General features: G+C 52.6%; 14 protein-coding genes and 3 pseudogenes. 9 read left to right on the forward strand and 8 right to left on the reverse strand.

Going from position 1 to position 21622, the window contains the following annotated elements; translation table 11 throughout:
• Positions 1-306: 306 nt before the first annotated feature.
• Positions 307-837 carry an inorganic diphosphatase gene (ppa, locus tag BHE85_RS17420; protein WP_000055075.1) on the reverse strand — a complete coding sequence of 177 codons (531 nt, stop codon included), beginning with the start codon at positions 835-837 and terminating at the stop codon, positions 307-309.
• Positions 838-1146: 309 nt separating this feature from the next.
• On the opposite strand from ppa, the pseudogene ytfQ reads away from it, so the two are divergent.
• The 4 genes and pseudogenes from ytfQ to yjfF all read left to right on the forward strand — a co-directional run bounded on the left by ytfQ (position 1147) and on the right by yjfF (position 5762).
• Positions 1147-2102, forward strand: a pseudogene (ytfQ, locus tag BHE85_RS17425) (galactofuranose ABC transporter substrate-binding protein YtfQ).
• Positions 2103-2241: 139 nt separating this feature from the next.
• Positions 2242-3744, forward strand: a pseudogene (ytfR, locus tag BHE85_RS26825) (galactofuranose ABC transporter, ATP-binding protein YtfR).
• Between the two features lie 13 nt (positions 3745-3757).
• Complete coding sequence (gene ytfT / locus BHE85_RS17440; protein ID WP_005010012.1) at positions 3758-4780, forward strand: galactofuranose ABC transporter, ATP-binding protein YtfT; 1023 nt, start codon at positions 3758-3760, stop codon at positions 4778-4780.
• A complete protein-coding gene (gene yjfF / locus BHE85_RS17445) occupies positions 4767-5762 on the forward strand; it encodes a galactofuranose ABC transporter, permease protein YjfF (protein WP_000595986.1) in 996 nt (331 codons plus the stop codon). The genes ytfT and yjfF overlap by 14 nt, the downstream gene beginning before the upstream one ends.
• Before the next feature lie 31 nt (positions 5763-5793).
• Here yjfF and fbp read toward each other — a convergent pair whose 3' ends face one another.
• Positions 5794-6792: a class 1 fructose-bisphosphatase gene (fbp, locus tag BHE85_RS17450; protein ID WP_000853753.1), complete on the reverse strand. Its 999-nt coding sequence runs from the start codon at positions 6790-6792 to the stop codon at positions 5794-5796.
• A 175-nt stretch (positions 6793-6967) separates the two neighbouring features.
• Here fbp and mpl point away from each other — a divergent pair, with 175 nt between their 5' ends.
• Positions 6968-8341, forward strand: a complete 1374-nt coding sequence (gene mpl / locus BHE85_RS17455; RefSeq protein WP_001219799.1) for a UDP-N-acetylmuramate:L-alanyl-gamma-D-glutamyl-meso-diaminopimelate ligase — start codon at positions 6968-6970, stop codon at positions 8339-8341.
• 82 nt (positions 8342-8423) lie between these two features.
• On the opposite strand, the gene yjgA is transcribed toward mpl, so the two are convergent.
• The gene (yjgA, locus tag BHE85_RS17460; protein WP_000166269.1) at positions 8424-8975 is read right to left on the reverse strand and encodes a ribosome biogenesis factor YjgA; all 552 of its coding nucleotides are present in this window, start codon (positions 8973-8975) and stop codon (positions 8424-8426) included.
• Between the two features lie 93 nt (positions 8976-9068).
• On the opposite strand from yjgA, the pseudogene pmbA reads away from it, so the two are divergent.
• Positions 9069-10420, forward strand: a pseudogene (gene pmbA, locus BHE85_RS17465) (metalloprotease PmbA).
• A gap of 184 nt (positions 10421-10604) precedes the next feature.
• The gene (gene cybC / locus BHE85_RS17470) at positions 10605-10991 is read left to right on the forward strand and encodes a cytochrome b562 (protein ID WP_001232246.1); all 387 of its coding nucleotides are present in this window, start codon (positions 10605-10607) and stop codon (positions 10989-10991) included.
• Between the two features lie 44 nt (positions 10992-11035).
• On the opposite strand, the gene nrdG is transcribed toward cybC, so the two are convergent.
• The 5 genes from nrdG to treR form a co-directional block, all read right to left on the reverse strand.
• Positions 11036-11500 (reverse strand): anaerobic ribonucleoside-triphosphate reductase-activating protein, encoded by a 465-nt coding sequence (gene nrdG, locus BHE85_RS17475; protein WP_001106233.1) that lies wholly within the window; start codon positions 11498-11500, stop codon positions 11036-11038.
• A 188-nt stretch (positions 11501-11688) separates the two neighbouring features.
• Positions 11689-13827 carry an anaerobic ribonucleoside-triphosphate reductase gene (nrdD, locus tag BHE85_RS17480; protein ID WP_000187780.1) on the reverse strand — a complete coding sequence of 713 codons (2139 nt, stop codon included), beginning with the start codon at positions 13825-13827 and terminating at the stop codon, positions 11689-11691.
• Between the two features lie 393 nt (positions 13828-14220).
• Positions 14221-15876 (reverse strand): alpha,alpha-phosphotrehalase, encoded by a 1656-nt coding sequence (treC, locus tag BHE85_RS17485; protein WP_004988397.1) that lies wholly within the window; start codon positions 15874-15876, stop codon positions 14221-14223.
• A 49-nt stretch (positions 15877-15925) separates the two neighbouring features.
• Positions 15926-17347 (reverse strand): PTS trehalose transporter subunit IIBC, encoded by a 1422-nt coding sequence (gene treB / locus BHE85_RS17490; protein ID WP_073692052.1) that lies wholly within the window; start codon positions 17345-17347, stop codon positions 15926-15928.
• A gap of 100 nt (positions 17348-17447) precedes the next feature.
• Entirely contained in the window at positions 17448-18413 is a 966-nt protein-coding gene (treR, locus tag BHE85_RS17495; protein ID WP_001181346.1) for a trehalose operon repressor TreR, read from the reverse strand.
• A 184-nt stretch (positions 18414-18597) separates the two neighbouring features.
• Between treR and mgtL the strand changes: the two genes are divergently transcribed.
• Complete coding sequence (gene mgtL, locus BHE85_RS17500; RefSeq protein WP_001387276.1) at positions 18598-18651, forward strand: mgtA regulatory leader peptide MgtL; 54 nt, start codon at positions 18598-18600, stop codon at positions 18649-18651.
• Between the two features lie 140 nt (positions 18652-18791).
• Positions 18792-21488, forward strand: a complete 2697-nt coding sequence (gene mgtA, locus BHE85_RS17505; protein ID WP_000471882.1) for a magnesium-translocating P-type ATPase — start codon at positions 18792-18794, stop codon at positions 21486-21488.
• The last annotated feature ends 134 nt before the right edge of the window (positions 21489-21622 follow it).

Consider the following 21622-nt stretch of genomic DNA (forward strand, 5'->3'; position numbering starts at 1 on the left):
ACGCCGTCTGCGTTTCTCCGGCCCTAAGACATCAATCATCTGTACTCCAATGACTAGTCTAAAAACTAGTATTAAGACTATCACTTATTTAAGTGATACTGGTTGTCTGGAGATTCAGGGGGCCAGTCTAACTTCCAGCAAGTGGCTATGAACAGCAAAATGGTGGTCGGGTTTGCTTGTTCTTACCGTTCAAGCCTTGCAACCGCTGAGAATAATGATGGTGGAATAGAGAGTTTATTTATCGCGGGCATAAAAAAACCCTTACTAACCGAAGCCCGGCGTTCAGGGTTATTGCGCTAGAAGAACTTATTTATTCTTTGCGCGCTCGAAGGAAGCAACGATTTCAGCTTTAGCGGCTTCTGCGTTTTCCCAACCTTCAACTTTCACCCACTTGCCTTTTTCGAGGTCTTTGTAGTGCTCGAAGAAGTGAGCGATTTGCGCTTTCAGCAGTTCAGGCAGATCGTTTACGTCTTTAATGTGATCGTATTCTTTGCTCAGCTTGCTGTGCGGAACCGCAACCAGTTTCGCATCTTCACCGGCTTCGTCGGTCATTTTCAGAACGCCAACCGGACGGCAACGGATCACAGAACCAGGCTGCAGCGGGTACGGAGTCGGGACCAGTACGTCAACCGGGTCACCGTCCAGAGACAGGGTGTGGTTGATGTAACCGTAGTTGCACGGATAGAACATCGCGGTGGACATGAAGCGGTCAACGAACAGTGCGCCGCTCTCTTTGTCGATTTCGTATTTGATCGGATCTGCGTTAGCCGGGATCTCAATAACAACGTAGATGTCTTCCGGCAGATCTTTACCCGCAGGGACGTTGAGTAAGCTCATGTCTGTTTCCTTTAAAAATATGTGGCAAACAAGTGCCGAGTATTATAGCCAACTCGCGCCGAATGTCTTTGCTTGTTTTCGTCTTCATTTTCCTTTTTCGCCAGTTTTAAGACGGTATACAGAGCAGGAAAATCCATAACCGTAGCCGCATTTTTCATAGTGAGATGAAAGCGATTACAAACTTGTGATTAACGTTTTATTTACTTTTTTGAAGTGTGATGTAACGCAATCCGTTACATAACGAATTGTCTATAGTTTTTTCGCGAACATCTTTTCACCAATAATAATTACCCCGACGAGGACAACCCTATGTGGAAACGCTTACTTGTAGTCTCTGCAGTCTCGGCAGCCATGTCGTCTATGGCGTTGGCCGCTCCATTAACCGTAGGATTTCGCAGGTCGGATCGGAATCCGGCTGGCGCGCCGCAGAAACCAATGTGGCGAAAAGTGAGGCCGAAAAACGCGGAATTACGTTGAAAATTGCCGATGGTCAGCAAAAGCAGGAAAACCGGATTAAAGCGGTACGTTCCTTCGTTGCACAAGGGGTGGATGCGATCTTTATCGCTCCAGTGGTTGCGACGGGTTGGGAACCGGTATTAAAAGAGGCGAAAGATGCCGAAATCCCGGTCTTCTTGCTCGACCGTTCCATCGATGTGAAAGACAAATCTCTCTATATGACCACCGTTACTGCCGACAACATCCTCGAAGGTAAGTTGATCGGTGACTGGCTGGTAAAAGAAGTGAATGGCAAACCATGCAACGTGGTGGAGCTGCAGGGCACCGTTGGGGCCAGCGTCGCCATTGACCGTAAGAAAGGCTTTGCCGAAGCCATTAAGAATGCGCCAAATATCAAAATTATCCGCTCGCAGTCAGGTGACTTCACCCGCAGTAAAGGCAAAGAAGTCATGGAGAGCTTTATCAAAGCGGAAAACAACGGCAAAAACATCTGCATGGTTTACGCCCATAACGACGACATGGTGATTGGTGCAATTCAGGCAATTAAAGAAGCGGGCCTGAAACCGGGCAAAGATATTCTGACAGGTTCTATCGATGGCGTACCGGATATCTACAAAGCGATGATTGATGGCGAAGCGAACGCCAGTGTTGAACTGACGCCGAATATGGCGGGACCCGCTTTTGACGCGCTGGAGAAATACAAAAAAGACGGCACCATGCCTGAAAAGCTGACGTTAACCAAATCCACCCTTTACCTGCCTGATACCGCAAAAGAAGAGTTAGAGAAGAAGAAAAATATGGGGTATTGAGGGTTGCTATGCCTGATGCCGATTCGTAGGCCGGATAAGGCGCTCGCGCCGCATCCGGCGATGGTGCACTGAAGCCTGATGCGACGCTTACCGCGTCTTATCATGCCTACTGGGAGCACGCTTTACACCGGGGGAAACCATGACGACCGACCAACACCAGGAAATCCTCCGCACCGAAGGATTAAGTAAATTTTTCCCCGGCGTCAAAGCGTTAGACAACGTTGATTTCAGCCTGCGCCGTGGCGAAATCATGGCGCTGCTCGGTGAAAACGGGGCGGGAAAATCAACGCTAATCAAAGCATTAACTGGTGTATACCACGCCGATCGCGGCACCATCTGGCTGGAAGGCCAGGTTATCTCACCGAAAAATACCGCCCACGCGCAACAACTCGGCATTGGCACCGTCTATCAGGAAGTCAACCTGCTACCCAATATGTCGGTCGCTGATAATCTATTTATAGGCCGCGAACCCAAACGCTTCGGCCTTCTACGCCGCAAAGAGATGGAAAAGCGCGCCACCGAACTGATGGCATCTTACGGTTTCTCCCTCGACGTGCGCGAACCGCTCAACCGCTTTTCAGTCGCGATGCAGCAAATCGTCGCCATTTGCCGGGCTATCGATCTCTCCGCCAAAGTGCTGATCCTCGATGAACCCACCGCCAGCCTCGACACCTAGGAAGTGGAGCTATTATTTGGCCTGATGCGTCAGTTGCGCGATCGCGGCGTCAGCCTGATCTTTGTCACTCACTTTCTCGATCAGAGCTATCAGGTCAGCGATCGGATCACCGTTTTACGCAACGGCAGTTTCGTAGGCTGTCGGGAAACGCGCGAGCTACCGCAGATCGAACTGGTAAAAATGATGCTGGGGCGCGAGCTGGATACCCACGCGCTACAGCGTGCCGGGCGAACATTGTTGAGCGACAAACCCGTTGCCGCGTTCAAAAATTACGGCAAAAAAGGAACGATAGCACCGTTTGATCTCGAAGTGCGCCCCGGCGAGATCGTCGGCCTGGCAGGCTTGCTGGGATCCGGACGTACCGAAACCGCCGAAGTGATCTTCGGTATCAAACCTGCTGACAGCGGCACGGCGTTGATCAAAGGCAAACCGCAAAACCTGCGATCGCCACATCAGGCTTCGGTACTGGGCATCGGCTTCTGCCCGGAAGACAGGAAAACCGATGGCATCATCGCTGCCGCCTCGGTGCGGGAAAATATCATCCTCGCTCTCCAGGCCCAGCGCGGCTGGCTACGACCTATTTCCCGCAAAGAGCAGCAAGAGATTGCCGAACGCTTTATCCGCCAGCTTGGCATTCGCACACCTTCAACTGAACAACCGATTGAATTTCTCTCCGGCGGCAATCAGCAAAAAGTGTTGCTTTCACGTTGGCTACTGACCCGACCGCAATTTCTGATCCTCGATGAGCCAACCCGTGGCATTGATGTTGGTGCCCACGCCGAGATCATCCGCCTGATTGAAACGCTATGCGCCGATGGTCTGGCGCTGCTGGTGATCTCCTCCGAACTGGAAGAACTGGTGGGCTATGCCGACCGGGTGATCATCATGCGCGATCGCAAACAGGTGGCGGAGATCCGGCTGGCAGAGCTTTCCGTTCCGGCTATCATGAACGCCATTGCGGCGTAAGGAGAACAGTGTGATGCCTCAATCTCTTCCGGACACCACTACGCCAAAAAGGCGCTTTCGCTGGCCGACGGGGATGCCGCAGCTGGTAGCACTATTGCTGGTGCTGCTGGTCGACAGCCTGGTAGCCCCGCATTTCTGGCAGGTAGTGCTTCAGGATGGGCGTTTGTTCGGTAGCCCCATAGACATTCTTAACCGTGCAGCCCCCGTTGCGTTACTGGCGATTGGTATGACGCTGGTGATCGCCACCGGTGGGATTGATCTCTCCGTAGGGGCGGTGATGGCTATCGCCGGAGCCACAACGGCTGCGATGACGGTCGCGGAAGTCAGCCTGCCGATTGTTTTGTTAAGCGCCCTAGGCACCGGCATCCTGGCGGGATTGTGGAACGGCATACTGGTAGCGATCCTCAAAATTCAGCCATTTGTCGCCACCCTGATCCTGATGGTCGCCGGGCGCGGCGTGGCGCAACTGATCACCTCCGGACAGATCGTCACGTTTAACTCGCCGGATCTCTCATGGTTTGGCAGTGGATCGCTGTTGTTCCTGCCAACGCCAGTCATTATTGCGGTACTGACGCTTCTCCTGTTCTGGCTGTTGACCCGCAAAACGGCACTGGGGATGTTTATCGAAGCCGTTGGTATCAACATTCGGGCGGCAAAAAATGCCGGGGTAAACACGCGGATCATCGTCATGCTCACTTATGTGTTGAGCGGGCTGTGTGCGGCGATTGCGGGCATTATCGTGGCGGCGGATATTCGCGGTGCCGATGCCAACAACGCCGGATTATGGCTGGAGCTGGACGCCATTCTCGCGGTGGTGATTGGCGGCGGATCGCTGATGGGCGGGCGCTTTAACCTGCTGCTCTCGGTAGTGGGGGCGCTGATTATTCAGGGGATGAACACCGGAATTTTGCTTTCGGGCTTTCCACCGGAGATGAACCAGGTGGTGAAAGCGGTGGTGGTGCTTTGCGTGCTGATTGTCCAGTCGCAACGCTTTATCAGTCTGATTAAAGGAGTACGTAGCCGTGATAAAACGTAATTTGCCACTGATGATCACCATCGGCGTCTTTGTGCTGGGCTATTTCTACTGCCTGACGCAGTTTCCCGGTTTTGCTTCCACAAGAGTGATCTGCAATATCCTGACCGATAACGCTTTTCTGGGGATTATTGCCGTTGGTATGACCTTTGTGATCCTCTCTGGCGGTATCGATCTCTCCGTCGGTTCGGTGATCGCCTTTACTGGCGTGTTTCTGGCAAAAGTGGTTGGCGATTTCGGCCTCTCGCCGCTGCTGGCGTTTCCGCTAGTGCTGGTGATGGGCTGTGCCTTCGGCGCATTTATGGGGCTTCTGATCGACGCCCTGAAGATCCCGGCATTTATCATTACGCTTGCGGGGATGTTCTTTTTGCGCGGCGTCAGCTATCTCGTTTCGGAAGAGTCGATTCCGATAAACCATCCCATTTATGACACGCTCTCAAGCCTTGCGTGGAAAATCCCCGGCGGCGGTCGCCTTAGTGCGATGGGGCTGTTGATGCTGGCGGTGGTGGTTATCGGTATTTTCCTTGCGCATCGTACCCGTTTTGGCAATCAGGTGTACGCTATTGGCGGCAACGCGACGTCGGCGAACCTGATGGGGATTTCTACTCGCAGCACTACTATTCGCATTTATATGCTCTCCACCGGACTGGCAACACTGGCGGGGATTGTCTTCTCGATTTATACCCAGGCCGGATATGCACTGGCGGGCGTAGGTGTGGAACTGGACGCCATCGCGTCGGTGGTGATTGGCGGTACGTTGTTAAGTGGTGGCGTCGGGACGGTGCTTGGGACGCTTTTTGGCGTGGCAATTCAGGGACTGATCCAGACTTACATCAACTTTGACGGCACGCTGAGTTCCTGGTGGACGAAAATCGCCATCGGTATTTTGTTGTTTATTTTTATAGCATTACAGCGTGGGTTAACGGTGCTGTGGGAGAATCGTCAGAGTTCGCCAGTGACAAGAGTCAACATTGCGCAGCGATAAAAATGCCTCTCCGTGTGGAGAGCGCAGGAGATTACGCGTCCGGGAACTCACGGATAAAGCGTTCGACATCTTCAACCATATGGTCGTTGCCGACAAAGAACGAACGGCGCTGGTGCAGAGTTTCCGGGATGATATCCAGAATACGCTCTTTGCCATCGCTCGCTTTACCGCCCGCTTGTTCCGCCAGGAATGCCATCGGGTTGCACTCATAAAGCAAACGCAGTTTGCCGTCCGGGTGGCTGGCGGTGCTTGGGTAGAGATAAATACCGCCTTTCAGCAGGTTACGGTGGAAATCCGCAACCAGTGAACCGATATAACGTGAGGTATACGGGCGGTTGGTGGATTTATCTTCTTCCTGGCAGAATTTAATGTACTTCTTCACCCCGTTCGGAAACTTAATGTAGTTTCCTTCGTTGATGGAGTAGGTTTTGCCTTTCTCCGGGAAGCGCATCCGTTCCTGGCACAGGCAGAAAACGCCCAGCGAAGGATCGTAAGTAAAGGCGTGAACACCGCATCCGGTGGTGTAAACCAGCATGGTAGAGGAGCCGTATACCACGTAACCTGCCGCAACCTGTTTGTTACCAGGCTGGAGGAAATCTTCTTCCGTTACCGGCGTGCCGACGGGCGTAACTCGGCGGTAGATGGAGAAAATGGTACCGACAGAGACGTTAACATCGATGTTGGACGAGCCATCCAGTGGGTCCATCAGCACCACGTATTTTGCATGTTCACAGCCTTCAAAGACAACAATCTCATCTTCTTCTTCAGAGGCAATGCCTGCAACGATATCGCGTGCTTTCAGTGCGGCTTTCAGTTTTTCATTAGCGAACAAGTCGAGTTTTTGCTGAACCTCGCCCTGCACGTTCTCAGCACCGCTGGCACCCAGGATATCAACCAGTCCTGCTTTGTTGATATCGCGATGGATAATCTTGGCGCCCAGTTTTATTGCCGACAGCAAAGCAGTGAGCTCACCGGTAGCATGAGAAAACTCGTGCTGCTTTTCGACAATAAATTCACCTAACGTTTTCATAAAACTTTCCCTGCAATGTTTATGGAGTAAAGCGACCGCAACAATCTTAACAAATAATCTCAATGTTGCGCTCAGGTGAATCGCGCCAGCAAATTACGGATTATCCTGAAATGCGTTTCTCACTTGCCCGACATATGCGTAAAATGAGCGGCAGATTAAAAAAGGATAGTGACGTATGCGCATTCATATTTTAGGAATTTGTGGCACGTTTATGGGCGGTCTGGCGATGCTGGCGCGCCAGTTAGGCCATGAAGTAACGGGTTCGGACGCCAATGTGTATCCGCCGATGAGCACCTTACTTGAGAAGCAAGGCATTGAACTGATTCAGGGTTACGATGCCAGCCAGCTCGATCCGCAGCCGGATCTGGTGATTATTGGCAACGCCATGACCCGTGGAAATCCGTGTGTGGAAGCGGTACTGGAAAAAAACATCCCTTATATGTCAGGTCCACAGTGGCTGCACGATTTTGTGCTGCGCGACCGCTGGGTGCTGGCCGTTGCCGGTACACACGGCAAAACCACCACCGCGGGAATGGCGACCTGGATTCTGGAACAGTGTGGTTACAAACCGGGATTTGTGATCGGCGGTGTGCCGGGGAACTTTGAGGTTTCGGCGCGTCTGGGCGAAAGCGACTTCTTTGTTATCGAAGCGGATGAGTACGACTGCGCCTTCTTCGACAAACGCTCTAAATTTGTCCATTACTGCCCGCGTACGCTGATCCTCAACAACCTTGAGTTCGATCACGCCGATATCTTTGACGACCTGAAAGCGATCCAGAAACAGTTCCACCATCTGGTGCGTATCGTTCCGGGGCAGGGCCGTATTATCTGGCCGGAAAATGACATCAACCTGAAACAGACCATGGCGATGGGCTGCTGGAGCGAGCAGGAGCTGGTGGGTGAGCAGGGGCACTGGCAGGCGAAAAAGCTGACCACTGATGCTTCCGAATGGGAAGTCTTGCTGGATGGCGAAAAAGTGGGCGAAGTGAAATGGTCGCTGGTAGGCGAACATAATATGCATAATGGCCTGATGGCGATTGCGGCGGCCCGCCATGTTGGCGTAGCGCCGGCAGATACCGCTAACGCGCTGGGTTCGTTTATTAATGCTCGTCGCCGTCTGGAGTTGCGTGGTGAAGCGAATGGCGTCACGGTATATGACGATTTTGCCCATCACCCGACGGCGATTCTGGCAACGCTGGCGGCGCTGCGTGGCAAAGTTGGTGGTACAGCGCGCATTATTGCTGTGCTGGAACCGCGCTCGAATACCATGAAAATGGGGATCTGCAAAGACGATTTGGCACCTTCATTAGGTCGTGCCGATGAAGTCTTCCTGCTGCAACCGGCGCATATTCCGTGGCAGGTGGCAGAAGTGGCAGAAGCCTGCGTTCAGCCTGCACACTGGAGTGGCGATGTGGATACGCTGGCAGATATGGTGGTGAAAACCGCTCAGCCTGGCGACCATATTCTGGTGATGAGCAACGGCGGTTTTGGTGGGATCCATCAGAAACTGCTGGATGGTCTGGCGAAGAAGGCGGAAGCTGCGCAGTAATTCGGCCTCAGCCTGAGATAGCATTGCCGGATAAGGCGTTTACGCCGCATCCGGCAAACCATACTCACATCAACAACGAAAATTACTCTTCATTCTCCGCCAGTTCGCGCAGATACTGGAAAATCTGGCGTGCGGATTTCGGCGGCTTATTCCCTTCTTTCTCTTTCTTCGCGTTGCGGATCAGAGTACGCAGTTGCTGACGATCGGCATCGGGCCACAGATTTAATACCTCAGCGATGGCGTCATCACCTTGATCGATCAGACGATCGCGCAGGTTTTCCAGTTTATGGAACAGCACCACCTGCTGGTTGTGACGGTTTTTCAGCTTATCCAGCGCCTGACGGATCGGTTCTACATCGCGCTGGCGCAGCATCTTACCGATGAGCTGCAACTGGCGGCGGCGACCTTCCATCTTAATACGCTGGGCGAGCTCAATAGCCGCGCGCAGATCCGCATCTAACGGGATCTTATCCAGCGCGTTTTTCCCCAGATCAACAATTTCCGCGCCAAGGCGTTTTAGCTCCTCGGCATCACGTTTAATTTCACTTTTACTGACCCAGATAATTTCATCGTCTTCGTCTTCGATGTCATCACCGGGAACGTCGTCGAGCCAGTCTTCGGGCTGCTTAGTCATCTCAGGCTCCTTAAAAAAAGAGGCTAATGTTACCAGTTAAGATGCGCACTGAAAAACGGTTCTCTGTTAGACTTCAGAGAAACTCTCTACATTATGGCACTTGCAATGAAAGTAATCTCTCAAGTTGAAGCGCAGCGCAAGATTCTGGAAGAAGCAGTTTCCACTGCGCTGGAGTTGGCCTCAGGCAAATCGGACGGTGCGGAAGTTGCCGTCAGCAAGACCACCGGCATTAGCGTAAGCACGCGTTATGGTGAAGTGGAGAATGTTGAATTCAATAGCGATGGCGCGCTGGGGATCACTGTTTATCACCAGAACCGCAAAGGTAGCGCATCATCCACCGATTTAAGCCCGCAGGCCATTGCCCGTACTGTACAGGCGGCGCTGGATATTGCCCGTTATACCTCGCCAGATCCCTGTGCCGGCGTGGCAGACAAAGAGCTGCTGGCCTTTGACGCACCAGATCTCGACTTGTTCCACCCTGCGGAAGTTTCCCCGGATGAAGCCATTGAACTGGCGGCCCGCGCAGAACAGGCGGCATTGCAGGCGGACAAACGCATCACCAATACCGAAGGTGGCAGCTTTAACAGCCACTACGGTGTCAAAGTTTTTGGCAACAGCCACGGCATGTTGCAGGGTTACTGCTCAACGCGTCATTCGCTCTCCAGCTGTGTAATTGCCGAAGAAAATGGCGATATGGAGCGTGATTACGCCTACACCATTGGTCGTGCGATGAGCGATCTGCAAACGCCAGAGTGGGTTGGGGTCGACTGTGCTCGCCGTACTTTATCGCGCCTGTCACCGCGTAAACTCTCCACCATGAAAGCGCCGGTCATTTTTGCCAATGAAGTGGCAACCGGGCTTTTTGGCCATCTGGTGGGGGCGATAGCGGGTGGATCGGTTTACCGTAAATCTACCTTCCTGCTGGATTCGCTGGGTAAACAAATTCTGCCGGACTGGCTGACCATTGAAGAGCATCCGCATCTGCTGAAAGGGCTGCGTCGACGCCATTCGACAGCGAAGGTGTGCGCACCGAGCGTCGCGATATTATTAAAGATGGCATCCTGACTCAGTGGCTGCTGACCAGCTATTCGGCGCGAAAACTGGGGCTGAAAAGCACCGGACATGCGGGCGGTATTCACAACTGGCGGATTGCCGGACAAGGTCTAAGCTTCGAGCAGATGCTCAAAGAGATGGGCACCGGGCTGGTGGTGACGGAATTGATGGGCCAGGGCGTGAGTGCAATTACCGGTGATTATTCCCGTGGTGCGGCGGGCTTCTGGGTAGAAAACGGCGAAATTCAGTATCCGGTTAGCGAAATCACCATCGCAGGTAATTTAAAAGATATGTGGCGCAATATTGTCACCGTCGGTAACGATATTGAAACACGCAGTAATATACAGTGTGGTTCTGTGCTGTTGCCGGAGATGAAAATCGCCGGACAGTAAAAAAAACTGGCGCGACCTGTCGCGCTATAAACTAAAAAATTACACAAAATCATTCGCACTGCATCGAGACGGAAAGTGAATGAGGGCCGGGGAGCGTACTCGCAGTACGTGACCCGGTCGAATGAGCGTAGTCGTCGATGAGGCAGTGTGAATGATGAAGTGTAAATAAAAAAGGAAGTGAGCAATGCGAAAAAGCCTGTTAGCTATTCTTGCAGTCTCCTCGTTGGTATTCAGTTCGGCGTCGTTTGCCGCTGATCTTGAAGACAATATGGAAACCCTCAACGACAATTTAAAAGTGGTCGAAAAAGCCGATAACGCGGCGCAAGTCAAAGACGCGTTAACGAAGATGCGCGCCGCAGCGCTGGATGCGCAAAAAGCAACGCCGCCGAAGCTCGAAGGCAAATCACCGGACAGCCCGGAGATGAAAGACTTCCGTCACGGTTTCGATATTCTGGTCGGTCAGATTGACGACGCGCTGAAGCTGGCAAATGAAGGTAAAGTAAAAGAAGCGCAGGCTGCCGCAGAGCAACTGAAAACGACCCGCAACGCCTATCACCAGAAGTATCGTTAATTCCTCATTTCCCTGTTGCCTGCACTCAGGTAACAGGGAACTTATCATCGCAAATGATGCACCACCTGATTGCTGCTGCCGCGCCAGATCAGGGAAGGGTCTTTTAAATCCTGCACAAATTTGCCGTCGACCAGCACGTTAATCAAATCAACAACCTGCATTTGCGCTGCGTTGAGTTCGTCGAGTTTATAGCCTGTCCACACCCAGATGTCTTTACCCGGACACTCGGCGCGGATGCGTTGTACCAGTTTCAGAATATCCGGCACGTTTTGCGGATGCAGCGGATCGCCGCCGGAGAGGGAAATACCCTGGCGTTTGATACGAGTGTCATTCAGATCGTTAATGATCTGGTCTTCCATTGCTTTAGTAAATGGCTGACCGGAATTTACCCGCCATGTGCTTTTGTTATAGCAACCGGGGCATTCATGAACACACCCGGAGACAAACAGAGTGCAACGAGTGCCGGGGCCGTTGACGATGTCGACAGGATAGTACTGATGATAATTCATTATTTCGCCTGGCTTATCAGTCCGCGTGTAGACTGCATCCGGTAATCAATGCCTGATGCGACGCTGTCGCGTCTTATCAGGCCTACAGCCGTTGCCAAATGTAGGCCGGATAAGGCGTTTACGCCGCATCCGGCAATCAACGCGGATGCGACGCTTTCACATCACATCCGGCATTTGCTTAGTGCAGATCAACCTATCTGCCCATTTCCCAAATGTTTAACGCGGCGCTTAACTTCTTCCTGCTTGCCGGCGTTAAACGGACGTGCATCCGGGCTACCTAAATATCCGCACACGCGGCGAGTTACCGACACACGGGAGGCGTCATGGTTACCACATTTCGGGCAGGTGAAGCCTTTGCTGGTGCACTCGAACTCACCGGTAAAGCCACACTCGTAGCACTCATCAATCGGTGTATTGGTGCCGTAATACGGTACATGCTGATAGCTGTAATCCCAGACATCTTCCAGCGCCTTCAGGTTGTGCTGAATGTTTGAATACTCGCCGTAGCAAATGAAACCACCGTTCGCCAGCGGCGGGTAAGGCGCTTCAAAGTCGATCTTGTCGTACGGGTTCACCTTCTTCTCCACATCGAGGTGGAAACTGTTGGTGTAGTAACCTTTATCGGTCACGCCCGGCACCACGCCAAACTCAGCAGTATCGAGACGGCAGAAGCGGTCGCACAGGTTTTCACTCGGCGTGCTGTAGAGACTGAAACCATAACCCGTTTCTTCCTTCCACTGATCCACTGCCTGACGCAGACGTTCAACAATGGCGATACCTTTCGCGCGAAGCTGCTCGTTGTCGTAAACATGCTCGCCGCCGAACAGCGCGTTAATGGTTTCGTGGATGCCGATGTAACCCAGCGAAATAGACGCACGACCGTTTTTGAAGATTTCAGAAACATCATCGTCAGCATTGAGACGCACGCCACAAGCACCTTCCATATAGAGGATCGGGGCCACGCGCGCTTTCACGCCTTCGAGACGAGCGATACGGGTCATCAGCGCCTTACGTGCCAGCACCAGACGTTCATCCAGCAGCTTCCAGAAGGTGGCTTCATCGCCTTTTGCTTCCAGAGCAATACGCGGCAGGTTCAGGCTGATCACGCCGAGGTTGTTACGACCATCGTGGATCTGCTCGCCGTTTTCATTTTCCCACACGCCGAGGAAGCTGCGGCAGCCCATCGGAGTTTTAAACGAACCGGTGACTTTCACTACCTGATCGTAGTTCAGGATATCCGGATACATGCGCTTGCTTGCGCACTCCAGCGCCAGCTGTTTGATGTCGTAGTTCGGATCGCCTTTTTTATGGTTCAGGCCATCGCGAATCGCAAACACCAGTTTCGGGAACACCGCAGTTTTACGGTTTTTACCGAGGCCTGCGATACGGTTACGCAGGATAGATTCCTGAATCAGGCGCGACTCCCAGCTGGTGCCCAGACCAAAACCAAAGGTTACAAACGGCGTCTGACCGTTGGCGGTGTGCAGGGTGTTTACTTCGTACTCCAGCGACTGGAAGGCATCGTAGCACTCTTTAATGGTACGAGAGTTAGCGTAGCCTTCGGCGTCCGGGATGTTCCACTCTTCTGCGGTCTTGCGATGTTTGTTGTAGCTGGCGGTGACAAACGGTGCCAGCACTTCATCGATACGGTTAATGGTTGTGCCGCCATAAATATGGCTGGCGACCTGAGCAATAATCTGCGCAGTTACAGCGGTTGCCGTAGAGATCGACTTCGGCGGTTCAATCTCGGCGTTCCCCATCTTAAAGCCCTGGGTCAGCATGCCTTTCAGGTCGATCAACATGCAGTTGAACATCGGGAAGAACGGCGAGTAATCGAGATCGTGATAGTGAATATCGCCACGCTCATGTGCCTGCACCACGTCACGCGGCAGCAGGTGCTGACGTGCATAGTGTTTAGCCACGATCCCGGCCAGCAGGTCGCGCTGGGTTGGAATCACCTTGCTGTCTTTGTTGGCGTTTTCGTTGAGTAACGAGGCGTTGGTCTGCTCGACCAGACCACGGATCTCCTGATTCAGGCGACCGCGTTTTTCACGTTCAATGTCGCGATCGTGACGGTACTCGATGTAAGCACGAGCCAGTTGTTTGTATGGACCTGACATCAGCTGGTTTTCAACAGCGGTCTGGATCTCATTGATATCCACCTGGTTGCGGCCCTGCATCTGCTCGCTGACAACTGCAGCAACAGTGGCGCAATAATCGGCATCATCGACTTCCGCTGCTTTAGCTGCACGCAGAATCGCTTCTTTGATGCGCTCTGATTTAAACGGCACTTTGCAGCCGTCTCGTTTCATCACATGCGGTGTCATGATCGCTCCATATTTTTAAGAACAGGTTATCCACAGAAATTGGGAAAGGCGTTTTCCGGTTTTTTCGTTTCGTTTTCCGGTGCTTTCCGCAATCGCCATCCGCTTTTCCACAACGCCGCACCTTTTTCGTGGGGAGCTGTAGTAGCAATTATAGTCGATTAATACAACATATTGGGTTGGGACGCATTTTAAAGTCTATATATAGTGCTTTGCATCAAGGATGTTTGAACTTTTTTTGATGTAGCTCAAAGTAAAAAGCAGAGCGTACGGATGACGGGCGCTACAGCGTTATGTAAATTTTTTAATGAATTTGCTGGTTGAAAAATAAACAAAAACAACATGCTGACAGACAAAACCCCGGAATGACCGGCATTACCGGGGCTTAGGGAAGATTTACTTCTGTAACCACCAGACAGCCTCAAAAGGCCGTAAATTCATGGCACAGGGTTGTGGTGAGGCTTCTTCGTAGTTATGCATCACAAGCTGCCAGTTGCCGCGCATTTGCCCTGGCTGCCAGGGTTGGATCTCACGGCTAAGGTTGGCAATGACCAGCAAGGTTTGCCCCTTCCATTCACGGCGATAGCACCACAATACAGGGCTGTTTGGCAGCAGATCCTGGTAATTGCCCCATGTCAGGATGGCTTCCTGCTTACGCAGTGCGATTAACTTTTGGTAGGTGTAAAACACCGAGGAATCATCGGCCAGCGCGGCTTCTACGTTGATTTGTTGATAGTTATCACCCAGGCCAATCCACGGTTCGCCAGCCGTAAATCCGGCATTATCGCCGTTGCTCCATTGCATGGGCGTGCGGCTGTTGTCACGGGATTTACTGGCGAGGATTGCCAATAACTCGTCGGCATCACGACCATCGTTGCGCAGCTCGGCAAACATATTGAGGCTCTCTACGTCGCGATAGTCAGTAATGCGCGTGAAATGCGGGTTGGTCATGCCAATCTCTTCGCCCTGGTAGATATACGGCGTTCCCTGCATGCCATGCAGCACCATCGCCAGCATTTTTGCCGCAGGCACGCGGTATTCACCTTCATCACCAAAGCGAGAAACAATGCGCGGCTGATCGTGGTTACACCAGAACAAGGCATTCCATGCTACGTTGTGCATTCCTTGTTGCCAGTGGCGGAACAATGTTTTCAACGCCACAAAGTCAGGTTTAGCCAGCGTCCATTTTTCACCACCGGGATAATCGACCTTCAGGTGATGAAAATTAAAGGTCATCGACAATTCACTGCCTGTCAGTGCCGCGTATCGCTGGCAATGCTCAAGGCTGGTGGAGGACATTTCACCTACGGTCATTAACCCGCGTGGCGTAAACACATCGCGGTTCATCTCGTGCAAAAACTCGTGTGCTCGTGGCCCGTCGGTGTAGAAGCGACGCCCGTCGCCATCCAGGTCATCAGGGAAACGCGGGTCTTTGGAGATCAGATTCACCACATCCAGGCGCAACCCGTCGACCCCACGATCGGCCCAGAACTCACAGACTTTTTTCAGCACTGCGCGTACCGCTGGATTCTCCCAGTTGAGATCCGCCTGTTCTGGTGCAAAGAGATGCAAATAGTACTGTTCGCTTTCCGCATGCCAGCGCCACGCACTACCGCCAAATTTTGAACGCCAGTTGTTCGGTGGCGTTTCTGGTTCTCCATCGCGCCAGATATAAAACTGGCGGTAAGGGCTTTCTTTGTTCAGCGCCTCGCGAAACCAGGCATGTTGGGTAGAGGTATGGTTAAACACCATATCGAGAATGATACGAATCCCGCGCGATTTTGCCTGCGTCACCAGTTCGTCAAAATCGTCCAGCGTGCCGTAGGTGGGATCAATCGCCGTATAGTTCGCTACGTCGTAACCGTTATCGACCTGGGGAGAGACATAAAAGGGGGTTAGCCAGATGGCATCAACGCCCAGTTTATGCAGATAGTCCAGGCGTTGGATAACGCCACGTAAATCGCCGGTACCGCTACCCGTGGTGTCCTGAAAACTCTTTGGATAAATCTGGTAGATAACGCCGTTTTGCCACCAGTGGGGAGGATTAGTCATTACGTTATTCCTGCAAATGCGAGGGGGCGCAATTGCGCCCCGAAGAAAATTAAACAATGTCCAGCGTGCCCAGGCGGTATTTCCGCTGATAGATAAACGAGGTGAGTACAATCGGGATGATGATGGCGATAGCCATTGCCAGCGCAAACACCTGCCAGTAGTTCGGTTGAATCGAGAGAATTCCCGGCAGGCCGCCTACGCCGATGCCATTCGCCATAACGCCGTTCAGGCCGCATAGCAATCCTGCCAGACCAGAACCAATCATCGCGCACAGCATCGGGAAGCGATATTTCAGGTTGATGCCGTACATTGCAGGCTCAGTGACCCCAAGCCAGGCGGAGATCGCCGCAGGCACGGAGATCTCGCGTTCATTGTGCTTGCGGCTGGAAATGATAATGCCGATCACGGCGGAGCCCTGAGCGATATTCGACAGCGCAATCAGTGGCCACACTGGCGTACCACCCATGCTTTGAATCATCTGCAAATCAATAGCAAGCGTGGTCTGGTGTACCCCGGTGATCACCAGCGGGGCGTACAGGAAGCCAAACAATGCCGCGCCAATCGGAGCAAAGCTGCCGGTCATCAGGTGACGTACCGCAAAGGCAACGCCATCGCCAATCATGCGACCAAACGGACCAATCAGCGCATGGGCGAGGAACACCGCGAGGATCAGCGAACAGACGGGCACCACCACCAGATAGAGGTAATCTGGCACGATGCGTTTAAGGCGAGTTTCAATAACGCCCAGCGCCAGCCCGGCTAACAGTGCCGGGATCACCTGCGCCTGATAGCCCACTTTGGCGATGCTGAACATGCCAAAGTCCCACACTTCCGGCAGCTGCTGCCCGAGCAGATAAGCGTTCATCAGTTGGGGGGAAACCAGTGTCACGCCAAGCACGATACCAAGGATCGGTGTGCCGCCCATTTTTTTCACCGCTGACCAGCAAATCCCGACCGGCAGGTAGAAGAAGATCGCTTCACCGATCAACCACAGAAAATCGTAGATCGTTTGCAGGGAAGGGTACATTTGCGCCAGCGTTTGACCGTTGCTCATGGGCAAATCGCCGATCACATTGCGAAAACCGAGGATCAAACCGCCGCTAATCAACGCGGGCAGCAACGGGAAGAAGGTCTCTGCGAAATGAGTGATCAACTGCTCATGCCATTTCATATTCTGCCGGGCGGCTTTTTTTACCTGCTCTTTATCAACCTGCGCCTGTCCGGTTGACGCTATCAGTGCTTGATAGTAGTCACCCACGTTGGTGCCAATCACCACCTGAAATTGCCTGGCATTGGTGAAACAGCCTTTCACCATGGGGAGTTGCTCAATTTCTTTCGGTCTGGCATTGGCCGGTTGGTTGAGGACAAAGCGTAGGCGAGTAATACAGTGGCTCACCGTCGCAATATTGCCGCGCCCGCCGACCAGTTCAATCAACCGATCGATATCCGTTTGGTTTATTTTGCTCATCATAAAGCCCCATGGCAGATGACATTTTTGGTTGGCTGCAGAATATATTGCGCGGAAAAATTTAAAAACGGGAACGTTCCCGAAACGCAGCGAAGATCACAATTTATCGTTCAGGAAACGATCTGGACAGGGTGGCGGGGATGATGATTTGTTGCGGTTCGCTGCGCCCGGTTACCTGTGCGATCAACTGGCAGGCCGCCTGGCGTCCAGCTTCGGCGTAACCGGGATCTACGGTGACGATCTCCGGATGGAGGAATTTCATTAACGGCGTATTACCGACGCTCGCCAGTTGCAAGGTGTCGATGCGTTGCTCTTGCAGGTATTTACTTGCGCCAAGTGCCAGCGTGTCGGTTGCGCACAGTAAGGCGGTAGTTTCAGGCGTAATCACTTTTGCTACGTTCTCATAGCCTTGCTTCATAGCAAGGCCTGGCAGAGCGGCAACGGGATGCAGTTTATGCGCTTTGCAGAACGCCAGGTAGGCTTCGTGACGTCGCTTACCGGTCGTCACGTCACTGTGCGGCACGCCGAGATAACTGATATTACGATGCCCCTGGTCATACAGCCGTTGCATCAGGATCTTGATTGCCCCTTCGTCGTCATAACAGACCGAAGCAAAGCCTTTTGCGTCACGCGCCAGCAGAACCAGCGATGACTGCCAGTGGGCTAACATTTCTTCTGTTATGCCGGTAAAACCGAACAGCACTACGCCGTCGATATTACGCCGTTTCAGCACCCCCAAATGTTCGGCAACTAATTGCGGGGAAAACTGACTTTCCATCATGATTGGGTCGTAACCTTGTTCATAGAACTCTGGCAGCATGGTTTGAACGGCGAGATTTTCTGACAACGAATCCAGGCGGGTAACAATGATGGCGACCACTTTATCGCTTTGCCCACGCATAGCGCGCGCAGAGCGGGAAGGGGAAAATCCATGCTGATTCATCACTGCTTCAACACGCTCGCGGGTGCGCTGGCTCACGCCGCTTTCGTTATTCAGCACCCGGGAAACTGTAGATTTCCCCACGCCGCTTAAGCGCGCGATGTCTTTGATGGTCAGCCGATTTTGCATCCTGTTGTCCTGTAACGTGTTGTTTAATTATTTGAGCCTAACTTTACCCGTGCATTCAGCAATGGGTAAAGTCTGGTTTATCGTTGGTTTAGTTGCCAGCAGGTATTATATCGCCATAGATGCTACGAATATTATTGGATTCTCCTTATTATTTGCGGCGCTTTTTTCACTTACCGGAGGTTATATGGAACCTGATCCCACGCCTCTCCCTCGACGGAGATTAAAACTTTTCCGGTAAGCCCGTCTTTTCACGGCGTTACCGGATGCGTAAGGCCGTGACGTTTTAACGTCCCTGCTCAGCTTTATTACCTTCAGGTAAGGCTTCGCCACGCCTGAAGACATTTCTGTACTGTTTCAGACAGTGCGGAGGGACTCCTTATGTTTAAAGAAATTTTTACCCGGCTCATTCGCCATTTACCTTCCCGTCTGGTTCATCGTGATCCATTGCCTGGCGCGCAGCAGACAGTGAATACGGTGGTCCCGCCGTCCTTAAGTGCGCATTGCCTGAAAATGGCGGTGATGCCCGAAGAAGAATTGTGGAAAACGTTCGACACCCATCCGGAAGGGTTAAATCAGGCGGAAGTGGAATCTGCCCGCGAACAACATGGTGAAAATAAATTACCCGCACAACAACTGTCGCCGTGGTGGGTACATTTATGGGTCTGCTATCGCAACCCCTTTAATATTTTACTCACCATTCTCGGCGCTATTTCTTACGCCACGGAAGATTTATTTGCTGCGGGCGTTATCGCGCTAATGGTCGCTATTTCTACGTTGCTGAACTTTATTCAGGAAGCACGTTCCACTAAAGCGGCAGATGCCCTGAAAGCGATGGTCAGCAATACCGCGACGGTGCTGCGCGTAATTAACGACAAAGGCGAAAATGGCTGGCTGGAGATCCCGATCGACCAGCTGGTGCCCGGCGATATTATAAAACTGGCGGCGGGGGATATGATCCCGGCAGATTTACGTATCTTGCAAGCGCGGGATCTGTTCGTCGCTCAGGCGTCGTTAACCGGTGAGTCTCTGCCCGTGGAAAAAGCCGCTACCACTCGCCAGCCGGAGCACAGCAATCCGCTGGAGTGCGACACGCTGTGTTTTATGGGCACCACCGTGGTGAGCGGCACGGCACAAGCAATGGTGATTGCTACAGGTGCCAATACCTGGTTTGGTCAACTGGCGGGGCGTGTTAGTGAGCAGGAAAGCGAGCCGAATGCCTTTCAGCAAGGGATCAGCCGCGTCAGTATGCTGCTGATTCGCTTTATGCTGGTGATGGCACCGGTGGTGCTGTTAATCAATGGCTACACCAAAGGCGACTGGTGGGAAGCGGCGCTGTTTGCGCTTTCGGTCGCGGTAGGCCTAACGCCGGAAATGTTGCCGATGATTGTTACCTCGACGCTGGCGCGCGGCGCAGTAAAGCTGTCGAAACAGAAAGTGATCGTCAAACATCTGGATGCTATTCAGAACTTTGGCGCAATGGATATTCTGTGCACTGATAAAACCGGCACCCTGACGCAGGATAAAATTGTGCTGGAGAATCATACCGATATCTCCGGTAAAACCAGCGAACGCGTGCTGCATAGCGCGTGGTTGAACAGTCATTATCAGACCGGACTTAAAAACCTGCTCGATACAGCGGTGCTCGAAGGTACGGATGAAGAGTCAGCGCGCTCGCTGGCCAGTCGTTGGCAAAAAATCGATGAGATTCCGTTTGATTTCGAGCGTCGCCGGATGTCGGTGGTAGTGGCAGAAAATACCGAGCACCATCAGCTGGTTTGCAAAGGTGCATTGCAGGAAATCCTCAATGTGTGTTCGCAGGTGCGTCACAATGGCGAGATTGTGCCGCTCGATGACATCATGCTGCGTAAGATTAAGCGGGTTACTGATACGCTGAATCGTCAGGGGCTGCGCGTGGTTGCGGTGGCGACGAAATACCTGCCAGCGCGTGAAGGAGATTACCAGCGGGCGGATGAATCCGACCTGATCCTCGAAGGATATATTGCTTTTCTTGATCCGCCAAAAGAGACAACCGCTCCGGCACTGAAGGCATTAAAAGCGAGTGGAATTACCGTAAAAATCCTTACTGGCGACAGTGAGTTAGTTGCAGCGAAAGTGTGCCATGAAGTGGGGCTGGACGCGGGAGAGGTGGTCATTGGTAGTGATATTGAAACGCTATCTGACGACGAACTGGCAAATCTTGCACAGCGCACCACGCTGTTTGCCCGCCTGACGCCGATGCATAAAGAACGCATTGTGACCTTACTGAAGCGCGAAGGGCATGTGGTTGGCTTTATGGGCGATGGTATTAATGATGCGCCCGCCTTACGCGCGGCGGATATCGGCATTTCTGTGGACGGCGCGGTAGATATTGCCCGTGAAGCGGCTGATATCATCCTGCTGGAAAAAAGCCTGATGGTGCTGGAAGAGGGGGTTATTGAGGGACGTCGCACTTTCGCCAACATGCTGAAATACATCAAAATGACGGCGAGTTCTAACTTTGGTAATGTGTTCAGCGTGCTGGTGGCGAGTGCTTTCTTGCCCTTCCTGCCGATGTTGCCGTTACACTTGCTTATTCAGAACCTGCTGTACGATGTGTCACAGGTGGCGATCCCGTTTGATAACGTCGACGACGAGCAAATTCAAAAGCCGCAGCGTTGGAATCCGGCGGATCTGGGGCGCTTTATGATCTTCTTCGGACCGATCAGCTCGATCTTCGATATTCTGACGTTTTGCCTGATGTGGTGGGTATTCCATGCCAACACGCCGGAAACGCAAACGCTGTTCCAGTCGGGATGGTTTGTGGTGGGCTTACTGTCGCAAACGCTGATTGTGCATATGATCCGCACCCGCCGTGTGCCGTTTATTCAGAGCTGTGCATCGTGGCCGTTAATGATCATGACCGTGATCGTGATGATTGTCGGGATCGCATTGCCGTTTTCACCGCTGGCCAGTTATCTGCAATTACAGGCGTTGCCGTTAAGCTATTTCCCGTGGCTGGTTGCGATTCTGGCAGGGTATATGACGTTAACCCAGTTGGTGAAAGGATTTTATAGCCGTCGTTACGGCTGGCAGTAAAGAATAAACTAGGCATGGTGGCCCGGATTCAGATTGCAGACAAAGTGAGTTTTGTTCATGCCGGATGCGGTGTAAACGCCTAATCCGGCCTACAAATTCAATCAATTGCAGGAATCACGTAGGCCTGATAAGCG

It is taken from the genome of Shigella sp. FC1567, assembly GCF_001743015.1.
Taxonomy (GTDB): domain Bacteria; phylum Pseudomonadota; class Gammaproteobacteria; order Enterobacterales; family Enterobacteriaceae; genus Escherichia; species Escherichia coli.

What these genes read in the sequence shown, in the direction of transcription:
- ppa (WP_000055075.1), bottom strand. Translation starts at nt 837, where the DNA reads ATGAGCTTACTCAACGTCCCTGCGGGTAAAGATCTGCCGGAAGACATC.
- ytfT (WP_005010012.1), top strand. Translation starts at nt 3,758, where the DNA reads ATGCCTCAATCTCTTCCGGACACCACTACGCCAAAAAGGCGCTTTCGC.
- fbp (WP_000853753.1), bottom strand. Translation starts at nt 6,792, where the DNA reads ATGAAAACGTTAGGTGAATTTATTGTCGAAAAGCAGCACGAGTTTTCT.
- mpl (WP_001219799.1), top strand. Translation starts at nt 6,968, where the DNA reads ATGCGCATTCATATTTTAGGAATTTGTGGCACGTTTATGGGCGGTCTG.
- yjgA (WP_000166269.1), bottom strand. Translation starts at nt 8,975, where the DNA reads ATGACTAAGCAGCCCGAAGACTGGCTCGACGACGTTCCCGGTGATGAC.
- cybC (WP_001232246.1), top strand. Translation starts at nt 10,605, where the DNA reads ATGCGAAAAAGCCTGTTAGCTATTCTTGCAGTCTCCTCGTTGGTATTC.
- nrdG (WP_001106233.1), bottom strand. Translation starts at nt 11,500, where the DNA reads ATGAATTATCATCAGTACTATCCTGTCGACATCGTCAACGGCCCCGGC.
- nrdD (WP_000187780.1), bottom strand. Translation starts at nt 13,827, where the DNA reads ATGACACCGCATGTGATGAAACGAGACGGCTGCAAAGTGCCGTTTAAA.
- treC (WP_004988397.1), bottom strand. Translation starts at nt 15,876, where the DNA reads ATGACTAATCCTCCCCACTGGTGGCAAAACGGCGTTATCTACCAGATT.
- treB (WP_073692052.1), bottom strand. Translation starts at nt 17,347, where the DNA reads ATGATGAGCAAAATAAACCAAACGGATATCGATCGGTTGATTGAACTG.
- treR (WP_001181346.1), bottom strand. Translation starts at nt 18,413, where the DNA reads ATGCAAAATCGGCTGACCATCAAAGACATCGCGCGCTTAAGCGGCGTG.
- mgtA (WP_000471882.1), top strand. Translation starts at nt 18,792, where the DNA reads ATGTTTAAAGAAATTTTTACCCGGCTCATTCGCCATTTACCTTCCCGT.